Source organism: Marinobacter litoralis (genome assembly GCF_016427555.1).
GTDB lineage: Bacteria > Pseudomonadota > Gammaproteobacteria > Pseudomonadales > Oleiphilaceae > Marinobacter > Marinobacter litoralis_A.
Genome location: NZ_JAELVS010000001.1, coordinates 550,967 through 569,453, shown reverse-complemented (window position 1 = coordinate 569,453; position 18,487 = coordinate 550,967). Strand labels below are relative to the sequence as shown.

The window sequence follows — 18,487 nt, the reverse complement described above, 5'->3', positions numbered from 1 at the left end:
AAAATGATCAGCGTTAATCCCTCCGAGGCCAGAGCGGTTCGACAAAGGGCACGAGATGGCAGCCTGACCGGCCCCACCGCTGGCCTGGCAAACGGTTTTGTTCAGGTAAATCTGGTAGTGCTTCCCGAGGCACAGGCCAATGGTTTCCTGCGTTTCTGCCAGGCGAATCCAAAACCCTGTCCACTGATTGCCGTTAGTGAGCCGGGGCAGCGAACCTGCGAATTGCTGGGCAACGATCTGGATATTGCACGGGATGTTCCGGCCTATCACGTCTACCGTCACGGTGAACTCTCCGGCACAGCAGGGGATGTCTCTGATCTTTGGCGCGACGATCTTGTAACCTTCGCCCTGGGCTGTTCTTTCAGCTTTGAACATGCACTGATGCAAAACGGTGTGGCTGTTCGCCATATAGACGAAAGCCGCAACGTCCCTATGTTCAAAACCTCGATCCCACTTCAAGCTGCCGGAGGGTTTTCCGGTCATATGGTGGTATCCATGCGCCCCTTCCCGGCAGCGCAGGCAATCCGTGCCATTCAGATCACCACACGCTTCCCTCTGGCCCACGGTGCCCCCGTGCATTTTGGCGATCCGGCTCTGATTGGTATTCGTGATCTGATGAAACCGGATTACGGTGATCCCGTGTCCATCTATAGTAATGAGACACCCGTTTTCTGGGCATGTGGCGTGACCCCTCAGCAAGTATTGATGGATGCAGGCGTGCCTTTTGCGATTACTCATAGCCCGGGCCACATGCTGGTAACAGACATTCCCGAAAGCCAAGTTACCTTGCTTTAGTACCTGGTGAACAACAAAGAGAAGAGAAGAGGAAATGACATGATGAACAAGAATCAGGTTTGCGCCGCAGCCACTGCACTTACCCTTCTGATGGCAGGCCATGCCACCGCTCAGGACATTGATAACACCAGCTTTTCATACGTTGGCAGCTGGAGCAGCCTGTCGCTGTATAAAAACTTCGAGAACCCGTTCTGGAGCAATCATATTCCTGAGGCATCCGGCGGCAATATCTCTACCAATGTAACAACGTTCGACCAGATGGGGTTGGGTGGCGGTGAGGTCTACCGTCTGATGGCTCGCAATGTCATTGAGGTTACCTCAACGGTTGCCGACTACGCGGTTCAGGATGCACCTGAGCTGGAAGGGCTTGATATGCCCATGATGGCACCGGATGTTGAAACTGCCCGCAAGGTTGCCGAAGCCTACTGGCCGGTTCTGGACGAAGCCTTCAGCGAGCGTTTCGATGGCGCCAAGGTGCTTGCAGTGGCGCCGTACCCTTCTCAGGTTGTGTTCTGCAATGCCGAAATCAGCAGTCTCTCGGATCTCGCAGGCAAGAAAGTACGTGCCAGTGGCCGAACAACTGCGGAGTTCCTGGAAGCTCTGGGGGCCGAAGGTATCACACTGAATTACAGCGAAGTGCCCGGAGCACTTCAGCGTGGCGTTATTGATTGTGCGGTCACCGGTTCACTTTCCGGCTACAGCTCCGGATGGTACGAAGTAGCCACTCACCTGTACCCGCTTCCAGTTGGCGGGTGGGATCACGTTGTAACCGCCATGAACGGTAAAAAGTGGCAGTCACTATCGGCAGATACCCAGGAGTGGTTGCTCAAAGAACTGAAAGAGAACTACGAAGCAAAAGTATGGGCCACAGCAGTTGACGAAACCAAAGAAGGGATTGCCTGCCTGACCGGTGAAGGAGAATGCTCCCGTGGTGAGCCGGGCAATATGGTACTGGTTCAGGCAACGGAGAGCGATTTCAAAGCAGTTTCCCGCCACCTGGAAGAAAAGCTGCTGCCAAACTGGGCCGACCGGGTTGATCAGCGCTGGGTTGATCGCTGGAATGAAACCATCGGCAGTGTCACAGGCCTGAAAGCCTCAAAGTAAATTTCATCATCCTGCAATAACTGAAGAACGGGTTGTGCGCGGCAACCCGTTCTGGAGAACCCTATGTTGGAACAGATAACTTCCGGGCTCGACCGGATTCTTCAGGGCGTCCAGTCCGGCTCGCTCTGGCTGGCCCGGGCCGGTGGCGTTCTGATTCTCCTGACAGTCGCTCTGGTGACCATAGAAATTTTGTCCCGTCAGCTGATCGGCCGCTCAAATTTGCACGCGACTGAAATCACCGGATACGTGATGGCTATCAGCACAAGCTGGGCGTTTGCCTACACCCTGATGCGCAAAGCTCACATCCGCATTGATGCTTTGTATGTGAAATTGCCCGTCAGCGCACGCGGTGTGCTTGATCTCATCGCCCTGTTGTCTCTGGCCTTGTTCTGCGTTCTGGTTGTGGGTGCCGCATTCGATGTGGCAGAGCACTCCTATACGGGCGGAGCCCGCGCAAATACGCCTTTGGGCACACCCGTATGGATTCCCCAGGCACTGTGGTTGCTAGGTCTGGTGTGGTTCTCCGTCGCTGTCGTGCTGATGTCTCTGCGAGTACTGCTCGGCCTGCTCAGCGGCCAGATGAATGACGTACAGCGCCTGGCTGGCAGCCCGACACTGGATGAACAGATCCGCGAAGAGAACAAGGAAACCAACTGATGATTGTGCTAACTCTGACCGTTCTGCTTGTTCTTCTGCTGCTGAGTGTTCCGGTGGCCGCTACACTGATTGTGCTGGGGCTGTTTCTGGACGAGTTCTTCTCGCCGTTTCCCCTGGTTAATGCCATGGGAGACGTCCTCTGGACAGCTTCCAACAGCTTTCTCCTGATCGCCATTCCCCTGTTCATACTATTGGGCGAAATTCTGGTGCGCACCGGCATCGCCAAAGGAACCTATCGGGCATTGGAGAGCTGGTTTTCCTGGTTACCCGGCGGCCTGTTGCATGCCAACGTAGCCACGGCAACCCTGTTCTCCGCAACATCCGGATCCAGCGTGGCGACGGCTGCCACCATTGGCACAGTTGCCATCCCGCAAGGCAAAGACCTGAAGTACGACCAGCGCCTGTTCACGGGCTCCATTGCCGCAGGCGGTACTCTCGGCATTATGATCCCACCGTCGATCAACCTGATCGTCTACGGTTTTCTGACCGAAACCTCTATTCCACAGTTATTTGCCGCTGGGATGATTCCCGGGTTGTTGCTGGCACTGCTGTTTGTTGTCGGAACCGCTCTGATCTGTTTATGGCGTCCTTCACTGGGTGGGCCGAGCACGCACCACTCGTGGGCTGAGCGTTTCTCAGGTTTGTGGCATCTGGTTCCGGTACTGCTCCTGTTCGGTATTGTTGTCGGCTCTATTTATGCTGGCTGGGCAACCCCAACAGAAGCTGCATCGCTGGGGGTTATCGGCGCCATGGTGATCGCGGCAGCAATGGGCAAGCTCAGCAAATCCGTTGTCATGGAAGCTCTCGAGGGCACCATGCGCACCACGGGCATGATCATGCTGATTATCATGGCATCCTATTTCCTGAACTTTGTTCTGGCCTCTGCAGGTATCACCCGGGAGCTTACCTCGTTTCTTGAGTCTGCCGGCCTTGGCCCCTACTCCACCCTGCTGATGATCATCGCCATGTACATCATTCTTGGCTTCTTCATCGAAACCCTGTCACTGATGGTTATAACCATTCCGATTGTGGCTCCAATCATTATCAGTATGGGTTTTGACCCGGTGTGGTTTGGCATTTTGCTGATTCTGCTGATCGAAATGGCGCTGATTACACCTCCGGTCGGGCTCAACCTCTATGTGGTGCAGGGGGTTCGTCAGGGTGGCTCGTTCAACGATGTCATGGTTGGCGCATTGCCTTACGTCGCCATGATGTTGCTAATGGCTATAGCCCTTGTCCTCTTTCCTTCAATCGCGCTTTTCCTGCCGGAACTGCTCAACTAACCCCTTAACCAACGCATAACAACAGGAGATACGTGATGACAGAATTTCAATTTGCAGAGACTGGCGAAACCCTGAACGTTGAAATAAAAGAGCTGATTATTGCTGGTTGGGCGGGGCGCGAGCAGGCTGGCATTGATGAACACATTGAAGAGCTCAAGGCCCTCGGAGTTGCACCCCCGTCAAGCACACCTCTGTTTTATCGGGCATCAGCAGGACTGGTGACCACCGCCAATCAGGTTCAATTTCTGGGCAACGAAACCAGTGGTGAAATCGAGGTTCTGCTGATCGGAACCGAACAGGGCACGGTTGTTGGCCTGGGCTCGGATCACACGGATCGGGAAGCCGAAGCCTGGTCGGTCGCCCATTCCAAACAGGTGTGTGCCAAACCCGTAGGGCGTCAGATCTGGTGGCTGGCGGATGTAATTGACCATTGGGATAAGCTACAAATGGCCTCTTTCGCCACCATTGATGGCAAGGAAGTACCCTACCAGCAAGGCGGTGTTACCGGGCTACTGCATCCGGAGGATCTCCTGCGTCGATTTGGCCTGGAAACAACCGAACTGGCTCCCGGACAAGCCATGCTTTGCGGCACACTACCCGTGATCGGAGGTGTTCGCCCGGCAGAAACATTTCGGATGGTGTTAACGGATCCGGTCAGAGGCCGCTCTCTGGAGCATGCTTACAACGTTGAGACCCTGTCGGTGATAAAATGACACAACTCGAAACTACAGCGCTCAAGCCGTTGCCAGCGGAATCTCTGGCAGACCTACTGACTGGCCTGGCCTCTGGCCACTGGCAAGCCGGTGAGCTACTGGATATCTGCCAGGCCAACATCGATAAAGATGATCACCCGGATCGGCAGGTTTATACCCGCCGGTTCGATGGCCAGGCAAAAGCCGAAGCCCGGGCTATAGACGGCTTGCGAGGCGCCGGTGTACCCACTGGTGAGCTGGCTGGCTTACCGATCGCATTGAAGGTTCTGTTCGACGTGGCCGGAGAAGTTACCCACGCCGGTAGCCAATGGTGGGACACTCCAGCCAAAGCCGATGCGCTGATCGTATCTCGCTTGCGCCGTGCCGGGGCCGTGATTACCGGGCACACCAACATGACCGAATTCGCCTATTCCGGGCTTGGCATAAACCCCCATTACGGCACACCGGATAACCCTGTCGCTCCCGGCCGGATTCCCGGCGGCTCATCTTCGGGCGCCGCCGTCGCCGTGGCCCGATACATGGCCGCAGCGGCTATCGGCTCCGATACCGGCGGCTCAGTTCGTATTCCGTCAGCGTTCTGCGGCCTGGTCGGTTTTAAACCGTCGCAAAGCCGCATTCCACGCACGGGCTCCTTCCCGCTGTCCGATAGCCTCGACTCTATCGGCCCTATGGCCCGAACCGTAGACTGCTGTGCACGCATTGATGCTGTTCTGGCAGGGCAACCGGCGACACCTTTAAAGCCTCGTTCACTGGCTGGCCTGCGTTTTGCCGTCCCTACCAACTACATGCTCGACGATGTTTCAGCCGAAATTTCTGACGCTTTCGGCCGTAGCCTGAAGGCTCTTCGCGGCGCGGGCGCAATAATTGATGAGGTCGCGGTTCCGGTACTGGATGCCCTGCCAGAGCTATTGGAGGGCGGCGGTTTTACCGCTGCCGAGAGCTACCATCTGCACCGGGACTGGCTGGCAGCTTGCGGAGATCGCTATGACCCAAGAGTCCGTACCCGCATCGAGCGCGGTGCCTCTCTCACCGCCTCCGATTACATCGAGCTGCTGCACCGCCGAAAGAATCGCAAACAACAGGCCGACCAGTGGTTGTCAGCCTACGACGGACTGTTGGCGCCCACCGTGCCAATTGCCCCGCCACGTTTTGAGGAACTCGTTGATGATGAAAGCTATGGCCAGCTGAACCTGCTGGTGTTGCGCAACCCGACCGTCGCCAACCTGCTGGATTTATGTGCCATTACAATTCCGAATCACCCGCAGGGCGCGCTGCCATCCGGGCTAATGCTGGTTGGCCGAAATGGAACGGATCGGCAATTGCTCAACACGGCAGCAGGCCTTGAGAGGATACTCTCAACCCTATGCTGAGCGTTCTGATTGTCAAACTGGTGGCAACCGCCGCAGTGGTGATTGGGGTGTCGGTGGCGGTTGGCAAGATGGGCCCCCGGCTTGGCGGCATTCTGGCAGGCACGCCGATTATTCTTGGCCCCGGCTACTTCTTTATGCTTCAGGAGCGCTCAACCGAGTTCCTGCAAGCCGCCGCACTGTCGACTCTGCACGCACTGATCGCAACGCTTATCTTCGCTATCAGCTTCGTGCTGTCCGCCGGGCGTTTGGGCGTATTCACCAGCCTGGCACTGGCAACGGGCAGCTGGATACCCGCTTCGCTTCTATCTTCATTGCTACCCGGAGGCGTATGGGGAGCCCTTCTGGCGTACGGCTTGGTGCTTTTGACGGCTGAGTTCATACGCCACAGGCTGCAACTAAGGCACACCGTCGTAATTGCTCGATCAGGCTGGTTCGATCTGCTATTACGGGGCCTGCTGGCTGGCATTCTGGTAAGTATTGCAACAACCCTGGCGGCGAGAACCGGCCCGTTCCTTTCCGGTATATTGGTGGGGTTTCCTGTGGGTTTGTTCACGATTGGCTGGACACTCTACGAGCGCTACGGTCCGGAAGTGGCAAGAGCAACGGTAAGCATGGCCCAGAAAGGCATGCTCAGCCTCGTAGCCTTTGCACTGGCGCTGGCACTGGTGGTAGACACTTTGCCTCCTATGGCCACTTTTGCCGTGGCATTGGCTGCCTCGATGGCAGTGAGCCTGGGAATTTTTGTCTTAAGCCAGTGGCGTTACCGCATGGTTAAAACAGGAGAGGCTATATGAGTACGCTTTTGATCAATGCCGATATGGGTGAAAGCTTCGGCCCCTGGGTCATGGGAATGGATGAGCATGTCATGCCCCACGTGGATCTTGCCAACGTAGCCTGCGGCTTTCACGCATCCGACCCTCACGTTATCCGGCGTACCCTGCGCCTGGCCAAAGCCCATCAGGTGAAGGTCGGCGCTCACCCATCCTATCCGGATCTGGTGGGTTTTGGCCGACGCTCTATTGCTTGCTCACCTGCTGAAGTGGAAGACCTTGTGCTGTACCAGATCGGGGCGCTGTCCGGGCTTTGTCGGGCTGAAGGTCTGTGGCTACATTACGTGAAACCCCACGGCGCACTGTACAACGATATGATCCGGGATCCGGCTTTGTTTGAAGCCGTGGTCAGGGCGGTCAAAGATTTCGATGCCTCTCTGCCCCTGATGACTATGGCAGCCTGTGACACGTCGATGGCACAGGAAATTGCCGACCGATATGGCATAAACCTCTGGTTTGAGGCCTTTGCGGATCGCGCTTATGATCAGCACGGGCATCTGGTGTCCAGGCGGCAGCCCGGTGCCGTTCATGAAGACCCGAAGGAAATCCTGGCACAGGCCATTACGATCGCTAAAGGTGAACCACTCACCGCCAGCGACGGCAGCAAGATCGTTTTGCAAGCCGACACCTTGTGCGTGCATGGTGACAACAACGAATCCATTGCTGCCATCCAGTCCATTCGGGAAGCCATTCAGGCGCTTGGAAGCCAGACATGAACACAGGCTCCGTCACAACCCTGCCCCGGCTGGAATCTGCGGGCCTGGACGGCTGGATGGTAAGACTGTTCGATAGCATTGAGGAAACCAACCTGCCCTGGATCACCGCCTTGCTGCAGCGCTGCGAATCGGCGTTCGGAACGGCGGTGGTGGACCTAGTGCCGTCCTACACCACCTTGCTGGTGGTTTTCGATCCCGTGCAACTGAGTCCGTTGGAAGCGCAACAGAAGATCACCAGCCTGCTCACGGACCTGACACCGGAGGGCAGCTCCGGCACCAGCCAGATACATGAACTGCCAACGTTCTACCATGCCAGCGTTGGGCCAGACCTTGAGCGGGTCGCGGAACATACGGGACTGTCGGTGGCTGAGGTCATCGCGTGCCACAGCCAGAAAACCTACCGCGTCTTTGCCCTGGGCTTTGCGCCAGGCTTTGCCTTCATGGGCCTGACGGCCCCAGAGCTGGAATGCCCGAGGCTCGACACGCCCCGTAAGAAAGTCCCGGTGGGCAGCGTGGCCATTGCCGCGCGCCAGACCGCCGCATACCCCACCGCCACCCCAGGCGGCTGGAACCTTCTGGGTCGCACCAGTGCCCGCCTGTTCGACCGAAAAAGAGAAGGTTTCAGCCTGCTGAATGTGGGCGACCAGGTACGCTTTGTTCCGGCCTCTCGAGAGGCGTTTGAACGTAGCGGAGGCGACATTACCCCCATGGAGGCATGCCAATGACCACCCTGCCCCAGAGCGACATCGCGATCCGGGTGCTCCGGGCCGGGCCGCTTGCGCTGCTTCAGGATCGCGGCCGCTTTGGTGTCCGGCACCTGGGGGTCACTCAAGGCGGTCCGGCGGATCTGTACTCATGGGCCTGGGCCAACCGGCTGGCCGGTAATCCCTGGGGCTCGGCAAGCCTTGAAATCACCTTTGGCGGACTGCAACTGGTGGCGGAACGCGATCTTGATATTGCCATCACCGGAGCCGATCTTGGCGCCACGCTGGAGGGCCATCCGGTTCCGCTTTGGCAACGGGTACGCTGGTCCGAAGGCCAGAAACTGACGTTTGGCACCCCGGTAAGCGGGCTGCGGACGTATCTGTCTGTACGCGGTGGCTTTGCGGCTCCGCCAGCGATGGGCAGCGTAGCCTGTGTCGCCCGGGAGCAACTGGGCGGCTTTGATGGCTACGGCCGCAAGCTGGCGGATGACGACAGGTTAAGCACGTTCAAACCGGGTATCACCGCAGCAACGGGCATCACCCAGGCCCCGCCGCACGCCCGCCCAGATTTCCGGGAGCCGCCGCAGCTCGACCTTCTGCCAGGTGCGCAGATTGCCGAATTCACCGGTCGCAGCCTGTTTGACGCTTTCAACACCTGGTGGCGGGTGGATGACCGGGCAGACCGCATGGGTGTGCGCCTCACCGGCCCCAAATTACAGTGCCGAATCCGATCGCTGATTTCAGAGGGCATCAACCTTGGCGGAGTCCAGGTGCCACCCGATGGCCAGCCGATCGTATTACTCAACGACCGTCAGACCATCGGAGGCTATCCGAGACTGGGTGCGCTTTCGCCGCTGTCTGTCTCCCGGCTGGCCCAGTGCCTGCCCGGGCAGGAAGTCAGGCTGGTCGCCCGCAGCAGTGAATCTGTGCTGCGGGAATACCGGGCGTTTCTGGCAAGCTTTGCTTCCTGAACCGGAAGCAGCCTGACTCCCGGTATGCCTCAAGGCGCCTTACCTTATATTCGCAAACACTCACCACTCCAGCTGCGCCCCGGTCTGATATTCGATCACCCGGGTTTCAAAGAAGTTTTTCTCTTTGCGTAGGGTAGCCTGCTCGTCCAGCCAGGGTGATACGTTTTTCGCCCCGGGGAAGGGTTCTTCCAGGCCCACGGTGCGGGCCCGGCGGTTGGCCACAAATCGGAACTGCTCGCTGTGGTATTCGGCCGAGTAGCCCAGGATGGGGTCCCGCAGCACGTAGTTGGCGTAGGCCATTTCCGCCGCTTCGGATTCGTCCCACATCTCGCGCACGGCTTTCGGGTCCAGGGTGATTTTCTCTTCTTCCAGAATCTGGTTGACCACTTTCAAGCCAAATGAGAAGTGCATGGCTTCGTCCCGCAGGATGTATTGGAGTTGTTCGCCGGTGCCGCGCATCAGACCTCTGCGCTGCAGGGCGAATATGGGGCTGAAGCCGTTGTAGAACCAGCAGCCTTCAAACACCGCCGCAAAGAACAGGTACGACATGATGAATTCCTGCAGGTCGTCCTTGTTGCGCAGGTTGATGTCTGGGCGCATGGCGGCGTCCAGCCGGCGGTTGGCCATCTGGATTTTGGCGTTGATCTGCGGCACCACCCGGTAGCGGTTGTAGATTTCGCTTTGGTCCAGGTTCAGGGTTTCAATGCAGTGCTGGTAGGTCCAGGTGTGCAAAGCTTCTTCGTACACCTGGCGCGCTTGGTAGATTTGCAGCTCGGGCGCGGTCATTTTTTCCATCACCGCCAGGCCGATGTTGCGCATGGCCAGTATGTCGGAGGTGGTCAGGTAGGCCACCACGTTTTCGAACACGTGCTTTTCCGCCGGGTTCAGGCGGTGGTGGTAGTCGTGAACGTCTTGCGCCATGTTCACGTCCAGCGGGGTCCAGTGGTTTTTGTTGGCGTTCATGAAGAACTCCCAGGCCCACGGGTACTTGAACGGCGCCAACTGGTTTACGTCGGTTTCGCCGTTGATCACGCGCTTGTCGTCTACGTTCACCGGGGCCACGCTGCTGTGCGCAGCGGGCTGGCTTTGTGGTTTGGTTTCGTCGTCCCAATTCAGCATGGTTGTGCCTCTCCGGATAAGTAAGTGGTTACTGACAGGCTTCGCAGTCGGGTTCGTCGATGCTGCACACTTGCGGCTGTGGCGCGGCAACCGGGGCGGCTTGTTCGTTCACGCCGGTGGCACCCAAGGAGCGCAGGTAGTAAGTGGTTTTCAGGCCACGTTCCCACGCCAACTGGTACAGCTCGTCCAGTTTTTTACCGCTGGGTTCGGCCATGTACAGGTTCAAACTCTGGGCCTGATCCAGCCATTTCTGGCGGCGAGAGGCGGCTTCCACCAACCAGCGGGCGTCAATTTCAAACGCGGTGGCGTAGCGGGATTTCAGTTCGGTGGGTATGCGGTCAATTTGCTGCACGCTGCCGTCGTAGTATTTGAGGTCGTTCACCATCACGTTGTCCCACAAGCCTTCGGCTTTGAGGTCGCGCACCAGTGACGGGTTCACCACGGTGAATTCGCCGGAGAGGTTCGATTTCACGAACAGGTTCTGGTACGCCGGCTCGATGGATTGCGACACACCCACGATGTTGGAAATGGTGGCAGTCGGCGCAATGGCCATCACGTTGCTGTTGCGCATGCCGTGCTTGGCGATGAGTTCGCGCACCGGTGCCCAGTCCAGCCGGCTGTCGGTGTTCACGCTGATATCGCCTTCCCGGCGGGCCTTTTTCAGCAGCTCGATGGAATCGATGGGCAGTATGCCCTGGCTCCACAGGGACCCTTCGTAGCTTTCATACGCGCCGCGCTCGGCCGCCAGCTGGGCGGATGCGCGAATGGCGAAGTAGCTCAACTGCTCCATAGCCATGTCGGCAAATTCCACCGCTTGCGGGCTGGTGTACGGCAGGCCCAGTGCGTAGAGCGCATCCTGGAAGCCCATCAGGCCAAGGCCCACCGGGCGATGCTTCAGGTTGGAGTTACGCGCTTGCGGCACGGCGTAGAAGTTGATGTCGATCACGTTGTCGAGCATGCGCACGGCGGTGTTTACGGTGCGCTCCAGGCGCTGTACATCCAGCTCGCCATTGTGGATGTGGGCCGCCAGGTTCACCGAGCCCAGGTTGCACACGGCGATTTCATCAGCACTGGTGTTCAGGGTGATTTCGGTACACAGGTTGGAGCTGTGAACAACGCCCTTGTGCTGCTGCGGCGAGCGCAGGTTGCAGGGGTCTTTGAAGGTGATCCACGGGTGGCCGGTTTCAAACAGCACGGTCAGCATTTTGCGCCACAACTGTTTGGCCGGGATGGTTTTGAACAGCTCGATTTTGCCTTCCGCAGCGAGGGCTTCATAGTGCTCGTAACGCTCGCGGAATTCGTTGCCGTACAGGTCGTGCAGATCGGGTACGTCGCTCGGGCTGAACAGGGTCCAGTCGCGGTCTTGGCGCATGCGTTCGATCAGCAAGTCCGGTACCCAGTTGGCGGTGTTCATGTCGTGGGTGCGGCGGCGTTCGTCACCGGTGTTTTTGCGCAGTTCCAGGAACTCTTCGATGTCCAGGTGCCAGCTTTCAAGATAGGCACATACGGCGCCTTTGCGCTTGCCGCCCTGGTTTACGGCAACGGCAGTGTCGTTCACCACTTTCAGGAACGGCACTACGCCCTGGCTCTGGCCGTTGGTGCCTTTGATACGGGAGCCCAGTGCGCGCACGGGGGTCCAGTCGTTGCCCAGGCCACCCGCCCATTTCGAGAGCATGGCGTTGTCGCGAATGGCGCCGTAGATGTCTTCCAGATCGTCGCCCACGGTGGTGAGGTAGCAAGACGACAGCTGGGAGTGGCGGGTGCCGCTGTTAAACAGCGTGGGCGTGGAAGCCATGTAGTCGAACGACGACAACAGGTTGTAGAACTCGATGGCGCGGCTGTTGGGGTCGTCTTCACGCAGCGCCAGCCCCATGGCCACACGCATGAAGAATACCTGTGGCAATTCCAGGCGGTCGCCTTTCCAGTGCAGGAAATAACGGTCGTACAGGGTTTGCAGGCCGAGGAAACCAAACTGGTGGTCACGCTCGGGTTGGATGGCGGCCCCCAGCTTTTCCAAATCAAACGCCGCCATGGCTTCGTCCAGTAACTCGTAACGGATGCCGGCGTGAATAAAGGCGCTCAGGGCCTGTGGATAAATCTCGGCAAGGGTGCGGCTGGTATCAAGATTCAGAGCGGTCACGCTTTCAAGGCGCAGTTGCTCCAGCAGCAGGCGGGCGGTCACGGCGCTGTAGTCGGGCTCGCGCTCGATACGGCCACGGGCGGTCATAATCAGGGCGCTCAGCACTTCGGCTTCGTCGATGCCGTTGTAGAGGTTGCGAATGGCCTCTTCCACCAGCGAATCGCCTTCAATGCCTTCCAGCCCCTGCGAGGCCTGTTCAACCTGGCGTTTCATCAGGCCCAAGTCCAGGGGTACGGTGCGGCCGTTGGCTTGTTTTACGGTGAGATGCGGATGCGCTTCCACCGGCTCGTGCTGGGCGCGCTCACGGGCGTGTTCTTCACGGTAGAGTACGTAGGCACGGGCCACTTTTTGTTCTTCGGCGCGCATCAGGGCCAGTTCTACCTGGTCCTGGATGTCTTCGATGTGTACCCGGCCACCGGCTTTCAAACGGCGGCTAATGGCTTGAACAACCTGTTCAGTTACGCGGTGTACGGCGTCGTTAATACGGGCAGAGCCAGCGGCTTGGTCGCCTTCAACGGCCAGAAAGGCTTTGGTAACGGCTACGCTGATTTTAGACGGGGTAAAACTGACCAGATTGCCGTTGCGCTTGATAACCTGAAGGGCTTCTGTGTCGGATGGTGAGGCGGGCCGGGGCTCGGCCAGAGCTGTCGCAGACATACCGTTATCTCCTGAATACGCGTGAGTTATAAAACCTTCGCGTACGCAGGACGAACAAAGCATCAACCCATGCGGGCTGTCGCTGTGCCATGTTCGTTGCTGCTCACCTTAGGGTGCCAATATGCAGGCGCCTGAGTCGCGAAGGTGCAGTCGAGCTGTTTTCTGTGTGGCGATAGAAAACAACACGTCTCTGGCAGGTCTTCGGACTCAGGGGCGTGAACCTTGTGGTTCGGCCTTGTGTGGCGACTTCCCGGCGCTTGCCAGTGTCGTTATGCCACGCTCGTTCCCCAATACCGCTGCGCGTCAGTTCCGGATTCTCACCGGATTCCCGGCTACCTTTTGAACGATGTGTTTGAAATTCGCTCAAAACACAACATCTGGTAGCTAGCCAGAGACACCACAACTATATACACGAACTCATAGAGAAACAAGATCCGGGCCGGCTTGCCCCTCAAAGGGCCGGAAAGCCCGGTAGCAGGATGGATTTCTCGCCGGTGTCGGCCGGCGGTAGCTCACCGCGTTCCGCCAATCGGTGATAGGCCGCTTCAAACTCGGCTTTTAGGGTTTTCGCTTCGGGTATGGCGGCCGAAAACAGCCACGCCCCGGTTCGGGTTCTGATTTCGGTTTCCCGGAGTATCGCATCCGAAAAAACCGTTAATTCTTCCCGCACCGGATCACGGTAATCCAGCAGGTAATCCCCTCGGCCACGCTGGAGCATGTCTATTGCCGAGCGGTGGCTCGGGGCATTGGTAATCCGGATGTCATCCTGCTGCTCCAGCCACGCCCGAAGGCCGCCATAGGTGAACCCGTTGATCAGTATCACCACCTGATCGCGAAAGTCGTCGATGCGCGTGACCGGCGCTTGGTCTTCACGGTACCAGGCACTCAGTACAACGGACACCAGATTGATTTCGCTGTCGATCACGGCTTCCTTCAGTGCCGGCACGTTGGTCAAACCCAATGCGAAATCGATGCTGCCCTTTTTCAGATAGAGGTATGCGCGACTGACGGGAAGGTACAGAAATTCCAGCTCATAGCCGGCCTCGTGGGCTACCTCGTGCGTGACATCCAGCATCGCGCCTTCCGGCTCACCCTGCGCATTCTGGTAGGTAACCGGCGGGAACTCCATGTAGGCTACCCGCAGGGTGCGAGTGGCGGGCTCGGCGTGCTGTATTTTCTCTGCTTGCGCAGTACTCATAACCCCTGAAAGACAAAGCCCGCTCAACAACAAAAGTAAGCGGTGCAAAGTCTCGGGTATGAGAAAGCTAAAGCGCATAACAACCCTCTGAAATCTCTTAGACGATAGAGAAGGGTAACAGATCACAGGATTGTCTGTGCAACGCAATGCTCAGACTGGTTCAGAAAGCGTGAGTCACCATATACAACCCGACACCCCCCATCACCAATGTGTAAGGGAAGGCCATAATGACCATCTTGCCGTAGGACAAGCGCACCAGAGGCGCGATCGCCGAGGTCAACAGAAACAGGAACGCCGCCTGGCCATTGGGTGTGGCCACACTGGGCAGGTTGGTGCCGGTGTTGATGGCTACGGCCAAGGTCTGGAAGTGCTCGAAGCTGATGCTGCCACTATCCAGCGCCTGCTTTACTTCACTGATGTAGACCGTCGCGACAAATACGTTGTCACTGATCATCGACAAGATGCCGTTGGCAATAAAAAACATGCCCGGCTGCTGGCCTTCCGGCAGGCTCAGAACGTAGTCAATAATCGGTTTGAACAAATGTTGTTCGTGGATCACCGCCACCACGGCAAAGAACACCACCAACAAGGACGTAAAAGGCAACGATTCCTGGAACGCTTTACCAATTTTGTGCTCATCAACTACGCCGGTGAACGAGGTAATCAGAATGATCACCAGCAAGCCAATCAGCCCTACCTCGGCGAGGTGCAGCGCAAGCCCCAACACCAGCACCACGGCGGCAGCGGCCTGAACCCACAATGCGGCTTTATCGGAGGCGGTACGGCTGGTGCGCTCGTTTTCAGCAAACTCTTCCAGCACGCGGCGCACGGGTTTTGGCAAACGGCCGCCGTAGCCAAACCAACGCAATTTCTCCAACGCCCAACAGGTGCACAGCCCGGCCACCAGAACCGGCAAGCTCACCGGCGCCATGTGCAAGAAGAAGCCCGCAAAATCCCAGCCCACCACCTTGGCGATCAGCAGATTTTGCGGCTCCCCGACCATGGTGGCGACACCCCCGAGCGCGGTCCCGATGGCCCCGTGCATCAGCAGGCTACGCAAAAAGGCACGGAAGTTTTCGAGATCTTCCCGGTGCAGTTCAACCACGTCATCGTCACTGTTGGCGTTGTGATCTTTTTGCTGATAGCCCTTACCGGAGGCAACCTTGTGATACACCGAGTAGAACCCGACGGCCACGCTGATGATCACTGCCGTAACGGTAAGTGCGTCAAGAAACGCGGACAAGATCGCAGCGGCAATACAAAAGAGCAACGAGAGTGCCGATTTGGAGCGCACACCCACCAGTATTTGGGTGAAGGTAACCAGCAATAGCTCCTTCATGAAATAGATGCCCGCCACCATGAACATCAGCAGCAGAATCACCGGGAAGTTGGTGAGCACTTCGTTGTAAACCGCATCGGCGGTGGTCAGGCCTATCAGCAAGGCTTCCACCGCCAGCAACCCGCCCGGCAATAATGGATAACACTTGAGCGCCATTGCCAAGGTGAAAATAAACTCACCTATCAGCAACCAGCCCGCTACACCCGGCCCGAACACGTACATCACGATGGGATTGGCGATCAAAAACAACAGGATGACTTGTTTGTACCAGACGGGGGCGTTGCCGAGGAAATTACTTTTAAAGCCAGACACGATGGAGTTGGGCATTGCTGAATTCTTCTGAAAGTGGGCGGTTGTAGGTTACGGGGTTGCGCCCATACTTTCCTTGATATTAGTCGGCTTGGTGCTGGCTAAAACGCCTCTGCATGGGCGCCATGCAGAGGACTTGGAGTCGCTATAAGGTCAGGGCCAACGACGCTCCAGTAAATCAGGAAGCCGTACCTTAAAGTCATTCGCCTAAGAAATAAAGCAAGCTGATCGAAGCTGATGATCCAGGTCATCGGGTTGCAGGATCGGGCTAATGATCTCCAGCCGTGATTCCTCAGCAGGCTCCGTTTCCAGCAGCGTCATGGAGCCTTGCACGGCATTCAACATCCACCAGCCATCGGTTGTGTGCACCACCCCTTTTAAGCGCTCGAAGTCTTCGTTACTGGCCAGACTTTGCAGAGCGATCGAGTCAAACACAGTGTCCTTGTGAATGCGCCAGCCCATGCTGGTGTAGCCATCGCCCGTGTTGCAATACGACTGCCAGGGCTCGTCCGCCAAGGAAGGTTTTTCAGCCAGAGTTTTGCCGTGGTGATGGTGGTGAGCTTCCGGGAACTGTGGCGAAAGCCGGTCTGAATCTCCTGTCAGCCATTCAAACGGGAGCTGCCCACCACGGATTTGTCCGATGCGCCGCTTTGCCGGTTGCCAGTCGCCTGCCCAAGCGTCAAACCGGGCTAACTGCTCATCGGTGCACAGATCGGCTTTGCTCGCCACCAACAGCTCCGCCACGGCGACCTGATCATGGAACTGCCGGCTGGCGAGCACTCGTTCGTCTTCAAGACGACGCGGATCGACCAGACAAACAGACGTGGAAAGCTGCAAAACATCCCTGTAGAACTCACCGGTCAGCGTTTCAATCGCCTGAGCCGGGTGGCCCAGTCCGGTTGGTTCGATAAACAACCGGTCCGGGCGTGAAAAACTGATCAGGCTGTTGAGGCCCATCTGCATGGGCAGCCCCGACACGCAGCACATGCAGCCGCCGGGCACCTCTTTCACCGCCACGCCCTGATTCGACAGCATGGCGCCATCAATACCCACTTCACCAAACTCGTTGACCAACACCGCCCAGCGCTCGCCTGCTGGCTTTTGCTTCATCAGATTAAGTATTGCGGTGGTTTTGCCCGCTCCGAGAAAGCCAAGTACCAAATGGGTGGGAATGCGTGTCGGATTATCTGTCATGGGATCGTGCTTCTTTGGTCAATCAATGTATGTGGGGGTCAGTATTGGGGCAGCTGCAACTGAGCTTTACAATAAATATGTTATAACATAACATTCTCGGAGATTCGTAGACACACCTTAAGAATACAGAATTCGAGTCATCTGACACCAAATGTGCTGCTCAATTAATTCTTTCAAACCCTGAACGCAATGTTATAACATCTATAGGATATTGTATGCCCTACCCATCCCTGCCTTTCTCGTTTGCTCTTCGTCGAGTATTTAGGTTTCGCCCTACTATTTCTTTGGCCACCCTTACGCTCGCACTGCCGGCAACCGGCGCCATGGCAAACGAACTAAACCCCGATGTCAGCCTGACACTGGATGGCTACTACAAGCAGAACGACACCGCGCTGTCACACCGTGATCAAGGCTTTGGGCTGGGGCATACCGAACTGTCGCTCTCATCCCCCATCGATGACCTGTTCTCGGGGAGACTCACCGCCGTTTTCGAGGAGCACGACGGCGAGAGCGAAGTATTGATTGAAGAAGCTTACCTGCAGACCAATGGCCTACCCGCCGGGCTGAGTGTCCGCGCCGGTCGTTTCCTTTCGCAAGTCGGCTATCTTAATGGCCGACACCTGCACGAAGACGACTTTGTGGAGCGCCCTGCCGCCTATCGCGCGCTGTTGGGCAGCCATTACTACGACACCGGCCTGCGTTTGAACGCCCTTTTGCCCACACCATTTTTCTGGCAGATCGGAGCCGAGGCGTTCAGTGGTAATCAGCTCTCTGAAGGCGACGAGGATATTGGCGTGTACACCGTGAATACCCGAGTTGGCGGAGACCTGTCTGTTTCTCAAAGCTGGCAAGCGGGGCTGTCCTATCTGCACAACCGCCAGACCAGTGCCGAGGCTGATGAAGGGGGTCATCATCATGATCACGGGCACAGCCATGAAGCCGGTCACGCTCACAGTCATGGCGCCTCTTACACCGGTGAGAATCTCTACATCGCCGATGCCGTTTGGAAGTGGTCTCCGAATGGCAACACCCGTGAGCAGCAGGTGACGCTCAGTGCAGAATACCTGTATGCCGATGACCTGAACGAATTCGCGACCTCCGATGACGTTCATGAAGGCTGGTACGTGTCGGCTGTTCACCAATTTTCACCCCAGTGGTCTGCGGGGCTCCGATATGGTGAGGTCGAACTGAGTGAAGCCCACGGTGACCACTTCCACAAGCAGGACCTGCAAGAAACAGACGTGATGTTGAGCTGGTCGCGCTCTCACTTTTCGACCGTCAGGCTGCAGTACACGCATCAGTCGGCAACCGGGTTCAGCAAGGCGGATAACACCGTTGCGGTGCAATATGTAATGTCGCTCGGCGCCCACGGCGCTCATGGCTATTGA

At 57.4% G+C, this 18,487-nt stretch carries 16 protein-coding genes and 1 riboswitch; of the genes, 11 read left to right on the top strand and 5 right to left on the bottom strand.

All coding sequences use genetic code 11. The features are described 5' to 3' along the window. Nucleotides 1-3: 3 nt before the first annotated feature. The 10 genes from JAO79_RS02545 to JAO79_RS02500 all read left to right on the top strand — a co-directional run bounded on the left by JAO79_RS02545 (nt 4) and on the right by JAO79_RS02500 (nt 9,143). A complete protein-coding gene (locus JAO79_RS02545) occupies nt 4-795 on the top strand; it encodes a putative hydro-lyase (RefSeq protein WP_199005585.1) in 792 nt (263 codons plus the stop codon). Between the two features lie 39 nt (nt 796-834). Beyond that, entirely contained in the window at nt 835-1,899 is a 1,065-nt protein-coding gene (locus tag JAO79_RS02540; RefSeq protein WP_106761160.1) for a TRAP transporter substrate-binding protein, read from the top strand. 63 nt (nt 1,900-1,962) lie between these two features. Beyond that, complete coding sequence (locus JAO79_RS02535) at nt 1,963-2,556, top strand: TRAP transporter small permease subunit (protein WP_199005584.1); 594 nt, start codon at nt 1,963-1,965, stop codon at nt 2,554-2,556. Then, nucleotides 2,556-3,839 carry a TRAP transporter large permease gene (locus JAO79_RS02530; RefSeq protein ID WP_199005583.1) on the top strand — a complete coding sequence of 428 codons (1,284 nt, stop codon included), beginning with the start codon at nt 2,556-2,558 and terminating at the stop codon, nt 3,837-3,839. The genes JAO79_RS02535 and JAO79_RS02530 overlap by 1 nt, the downstream gene beginning before the upstream one ends. A 35-nt stretch (nt 3,840-3,874) precedes the next feature. Beyond that, nucleotides 3,875-4,552 (top strand): DUF2848 domain-containing protein, encoded by a 678-nt coding sequence (locus JAO79_RS02525; RefSeq protein ID WP_199005582.1) that lies wholly within the window; start codon nt 3,875-3,877, stop codon nt 4,550-4,552. Then, nucleotides 4,549-5,922: an amidase gene (locus JAO79_RS02520; protein WP_199005581.1), complete on the top strand. Its 1,374-nt coding sequence runs from the start codon at nt 4,549-4,551 to the stop codon at nt 5,920-5,922. Before JAO79_RS02525 ends, JAO79_RS02520 begins: the two co-directional genes overlap by 4 nt. Beyond that, nucleotides 5,916-6,716, top strand: a complete 801-nt coding sequence (locus JAO79_RS02515; protein ID WP_199005580.1) for a hypothetical protein — start codon at nt 5,916-5,918, stop codon at nt 6,714-6,716. Before JAO79_RS02520 ends, JAO79_RS02515 begins: the two co-directional genes overlap by 7 nt. Beyond that, nucleotides 6,713-7,468, top strand: coding sequence for a 5-oxoprolinase subunit PxpA (locus JAO79_RS02510; protein WP_199005579.1), 756 nt, complete (start codon nt 6,713-6,715; stop codon nt 7,466-7,468). Before JAO79_RS02515 ends, JAO79_RS02510 begins: the two co-directional genes overlap by 4 nt. Next, a complete protein-coding gene (pxpB, locus tag JAO79_RS02505; protein WP_199005578.1) occupies nt 7,465-8,193 on the top strand; it encodes a 5-oxoprolinase subunit PxpB in 729 nt (242 codons plus the stop codon). Before JAO79_RS02510 ends, pxpB begins: the two co-directional genes overlap by 4 nt. Continuing rightward, the gene (locus JAO79_RS02500; RefSeq protein ID WP_199005577.1) at nt 8,190-9,143 is read left to right on the top strand and encodes a biotin-dependent carboxyltransferase family protein; all 954 of its coding nucleotides are present in this window, start codon (nt 8,190-8,192) and stop codon (nt 9,141-9,143) included. Before pxpB ends, JAO79_RS02500 begins: the two co-directional genes overlap by 4 nt. A gap of 60 nt (nt 9,144-9,203) precedes the next feature. Here JAO79_RS02500 and JAO79_RS02495 read toward each other — a convergent pair whose 3' ends face one another. From JAO79_RS02495 to JAO79_RS02475, 5 genes are all read right to left on the bottom strand, one after another. Next, a complete protein-coding gene (locus tag JAO79_RS02495; RefSeq protein ID WP_199005576.1) occupies nt 9,204-10,262 on the bottom strand; it encodes a ribonucleotide-diphosphate reductase subunit beta in 1,059 nt (352 codons plus the stop codon). 28 nt (nt 10,263-10,290) lie between these two features. Next, a complete protein-coding gene (locus JAO79_RS02490; RefSeq protein WP_199005575.1) occupies nt 10,291-13,059 on the bottom strand; it encodes a ribonucleoside-diphosphate reductase subunit alpha in 2,769 nt (922 codons plus the stop codon). Nucleotides 13,060-13,233: 174 nt separating this feature from the next. Continuing rightward, nucleotides 13,234-13,467: riboswitch (cobalamin riboswitch) on the bottom strand. A gap of 43 nt (nt 13,468-13,510) precedes the next feature. Then, nucleotides 13,511-14,257 (bottom strand): substrate-binding periplasmic protein, encoded by a 747-nt coding sequence (locus JAO79_RS02485; protein ID WP_199005574.1) that lies wholly within the window; start codon nt 14,255-14,257, stop codon nt 13,511-13,513. Nucleotides 14,258-14,417: 160 nt separating this feature from the next. Further along, a complete protein-coding gene (nhaB, locus tag JAO79_RS02480; protein WP_199005573.1) occupies nt 14,418-15,923 on the bottom strand; it encodes a sodium/proton antiporter NhaB in 1,506 nt (501 codons plus the stop codon). A 189-nt stretch (nt 15,924-16,112) separates the two neighbouring features. After that, the gene (locus JAO79_RS02475) at nt 16,113-17,099 is read right to left on the bottom strand and encodes a CobW family GTP-binding protein (RefSeq protein WP_199005572.1); all 987 of its coding nucleotides are present in this window, start codon (nt 17,097-17,099) and stop codon (nt 16,113-16,115) included. Nucleotides 17,100-17,422: 323 nt separating this feature from the next. On the opposite strand from JAO79_RS02475, the gene JAO79_RS02470 reads away from it, so the two are divergent. Next, nucleotides 17,423-18,487 (top strand): hypothetical protein, encoded by a 1,065-nt coding sequence (locus JAO79_RS02470; RefSeq protein WP_227664300.1) that lies wholly within the window; start codon nt 17,423-17,425, stop codon nt 18,485-18,487.

Bases quoted from the DNA above. Each gene is read 5' to 3' on its own strand.
- JAO79_RS02545 (WP_199005585.1), top strand. From the start codon at position 4: ATGATCAGCGTTAATCCCTCCGAGGCCAGAGCGGTTCGACAAAGGGCA.
- JAO79_RS02540 (WP_106761160.1), top strand. From the start codon at position 835: ATGATGAACAAGAATCAGGTTTGCGCCGCAGCCACTGCACTTACCCTT.
- JAO79_RS02535 (WP_199005584.1), top strand. From the start codon at position 1,963: ATGTTGGAACAGATAACTTCCGGGCTCGACCGGATTCTTCAGGGCGTC.
- JAO79_RS02530 (WP_199005583.1), top strand. From the start codon at position 2,556: ATGATTGTGCTAACTCTGACCGTTCTGCTTGTTCTTCTGCTGCTGAGT.
- JAO79_RS02525 (WP_199005582.1), top strand. From the start codon at position 3,875: ATGACAGAATTTCAATTTGCAGAGACTGGCGAAACCCTGAACGTTGAA.
- JAO79_RS02520 (WP_199005581.1), top strand. From the start codon at position 4,549: ATGACACAACTCGAAACTACAGCGCTCAAGCCGTTGCCAGCGGAATCT.
- JAO79_RS02515 (WP_199005580.1), top strand. From the start codon at position 5,916: ATGCTGAGCGTTCTGATTGTCAAACTGGTGGCAACCGCCGCAGTGGTG.
- JAO79_RS02510 (WP_199005579.1), top strand. From the start codon at position 6,713: ATGAGTACGCTTTTGATCAATGCCGATATGGGTGAAAGCTTCGGCCCC.
- pxpB (WP_199005578.1), top strand. From the start codon at position 7,465: ATGAACACAGGCTCCGTCACAACCCTGCCCCGGCTGGAATCTGCGGGC.
- JAO79_RS02500 (WP_199005577.1), top strand. From the start codon at position 8,190: ATGACCACCCTGCCCCAGAGCGACATCGCGATCCGGGTGCTCCGGGCC.
- JAO79_RS02495 (WP_199005576.1), bottom strand. From the start codon at position 10,262: ATGCTGAATTGGGACGACGAAACCAAACCACAAAGCCAGCCCGCTGCG.
- JAO79_RS02490 (WP_199005575.1), bottom strand. From the start codon at position 13,059: ATGTCTGCGACAGCTCTGGCCGAGCCCCGGCCCGCCTCACCATCCGAC.
- JAO79_RS02485 (WP_199005574.1), bottom strand. From the start codon at position 14,257: ATGAGTACTGCGCAAGCAGAGAAAATACAGCACGCCGAGCCCGCCACT.
- nhaB (WP_199005573.1), bottom strand. From the start codon at position 15,923: ATGCCCAACTCCATCGTGTCTGGCTTTAAAAGTAATTTCCTCGGCAAC.
- JAO79_RS02475 (WP_199005572.1), bottom strand. From the start codon at position 17,099: ATGACAGATAATCCGACACGCATTCCCACCCATTTGGTACTTGGCTTT.
- JAO79_RS02470 (WP_227664300.1), top strand. From the start codon at position 17,423: ATGGCAAACGAACTAAACCCCGATGTCAGCCTGACACTGGATGGCTAC.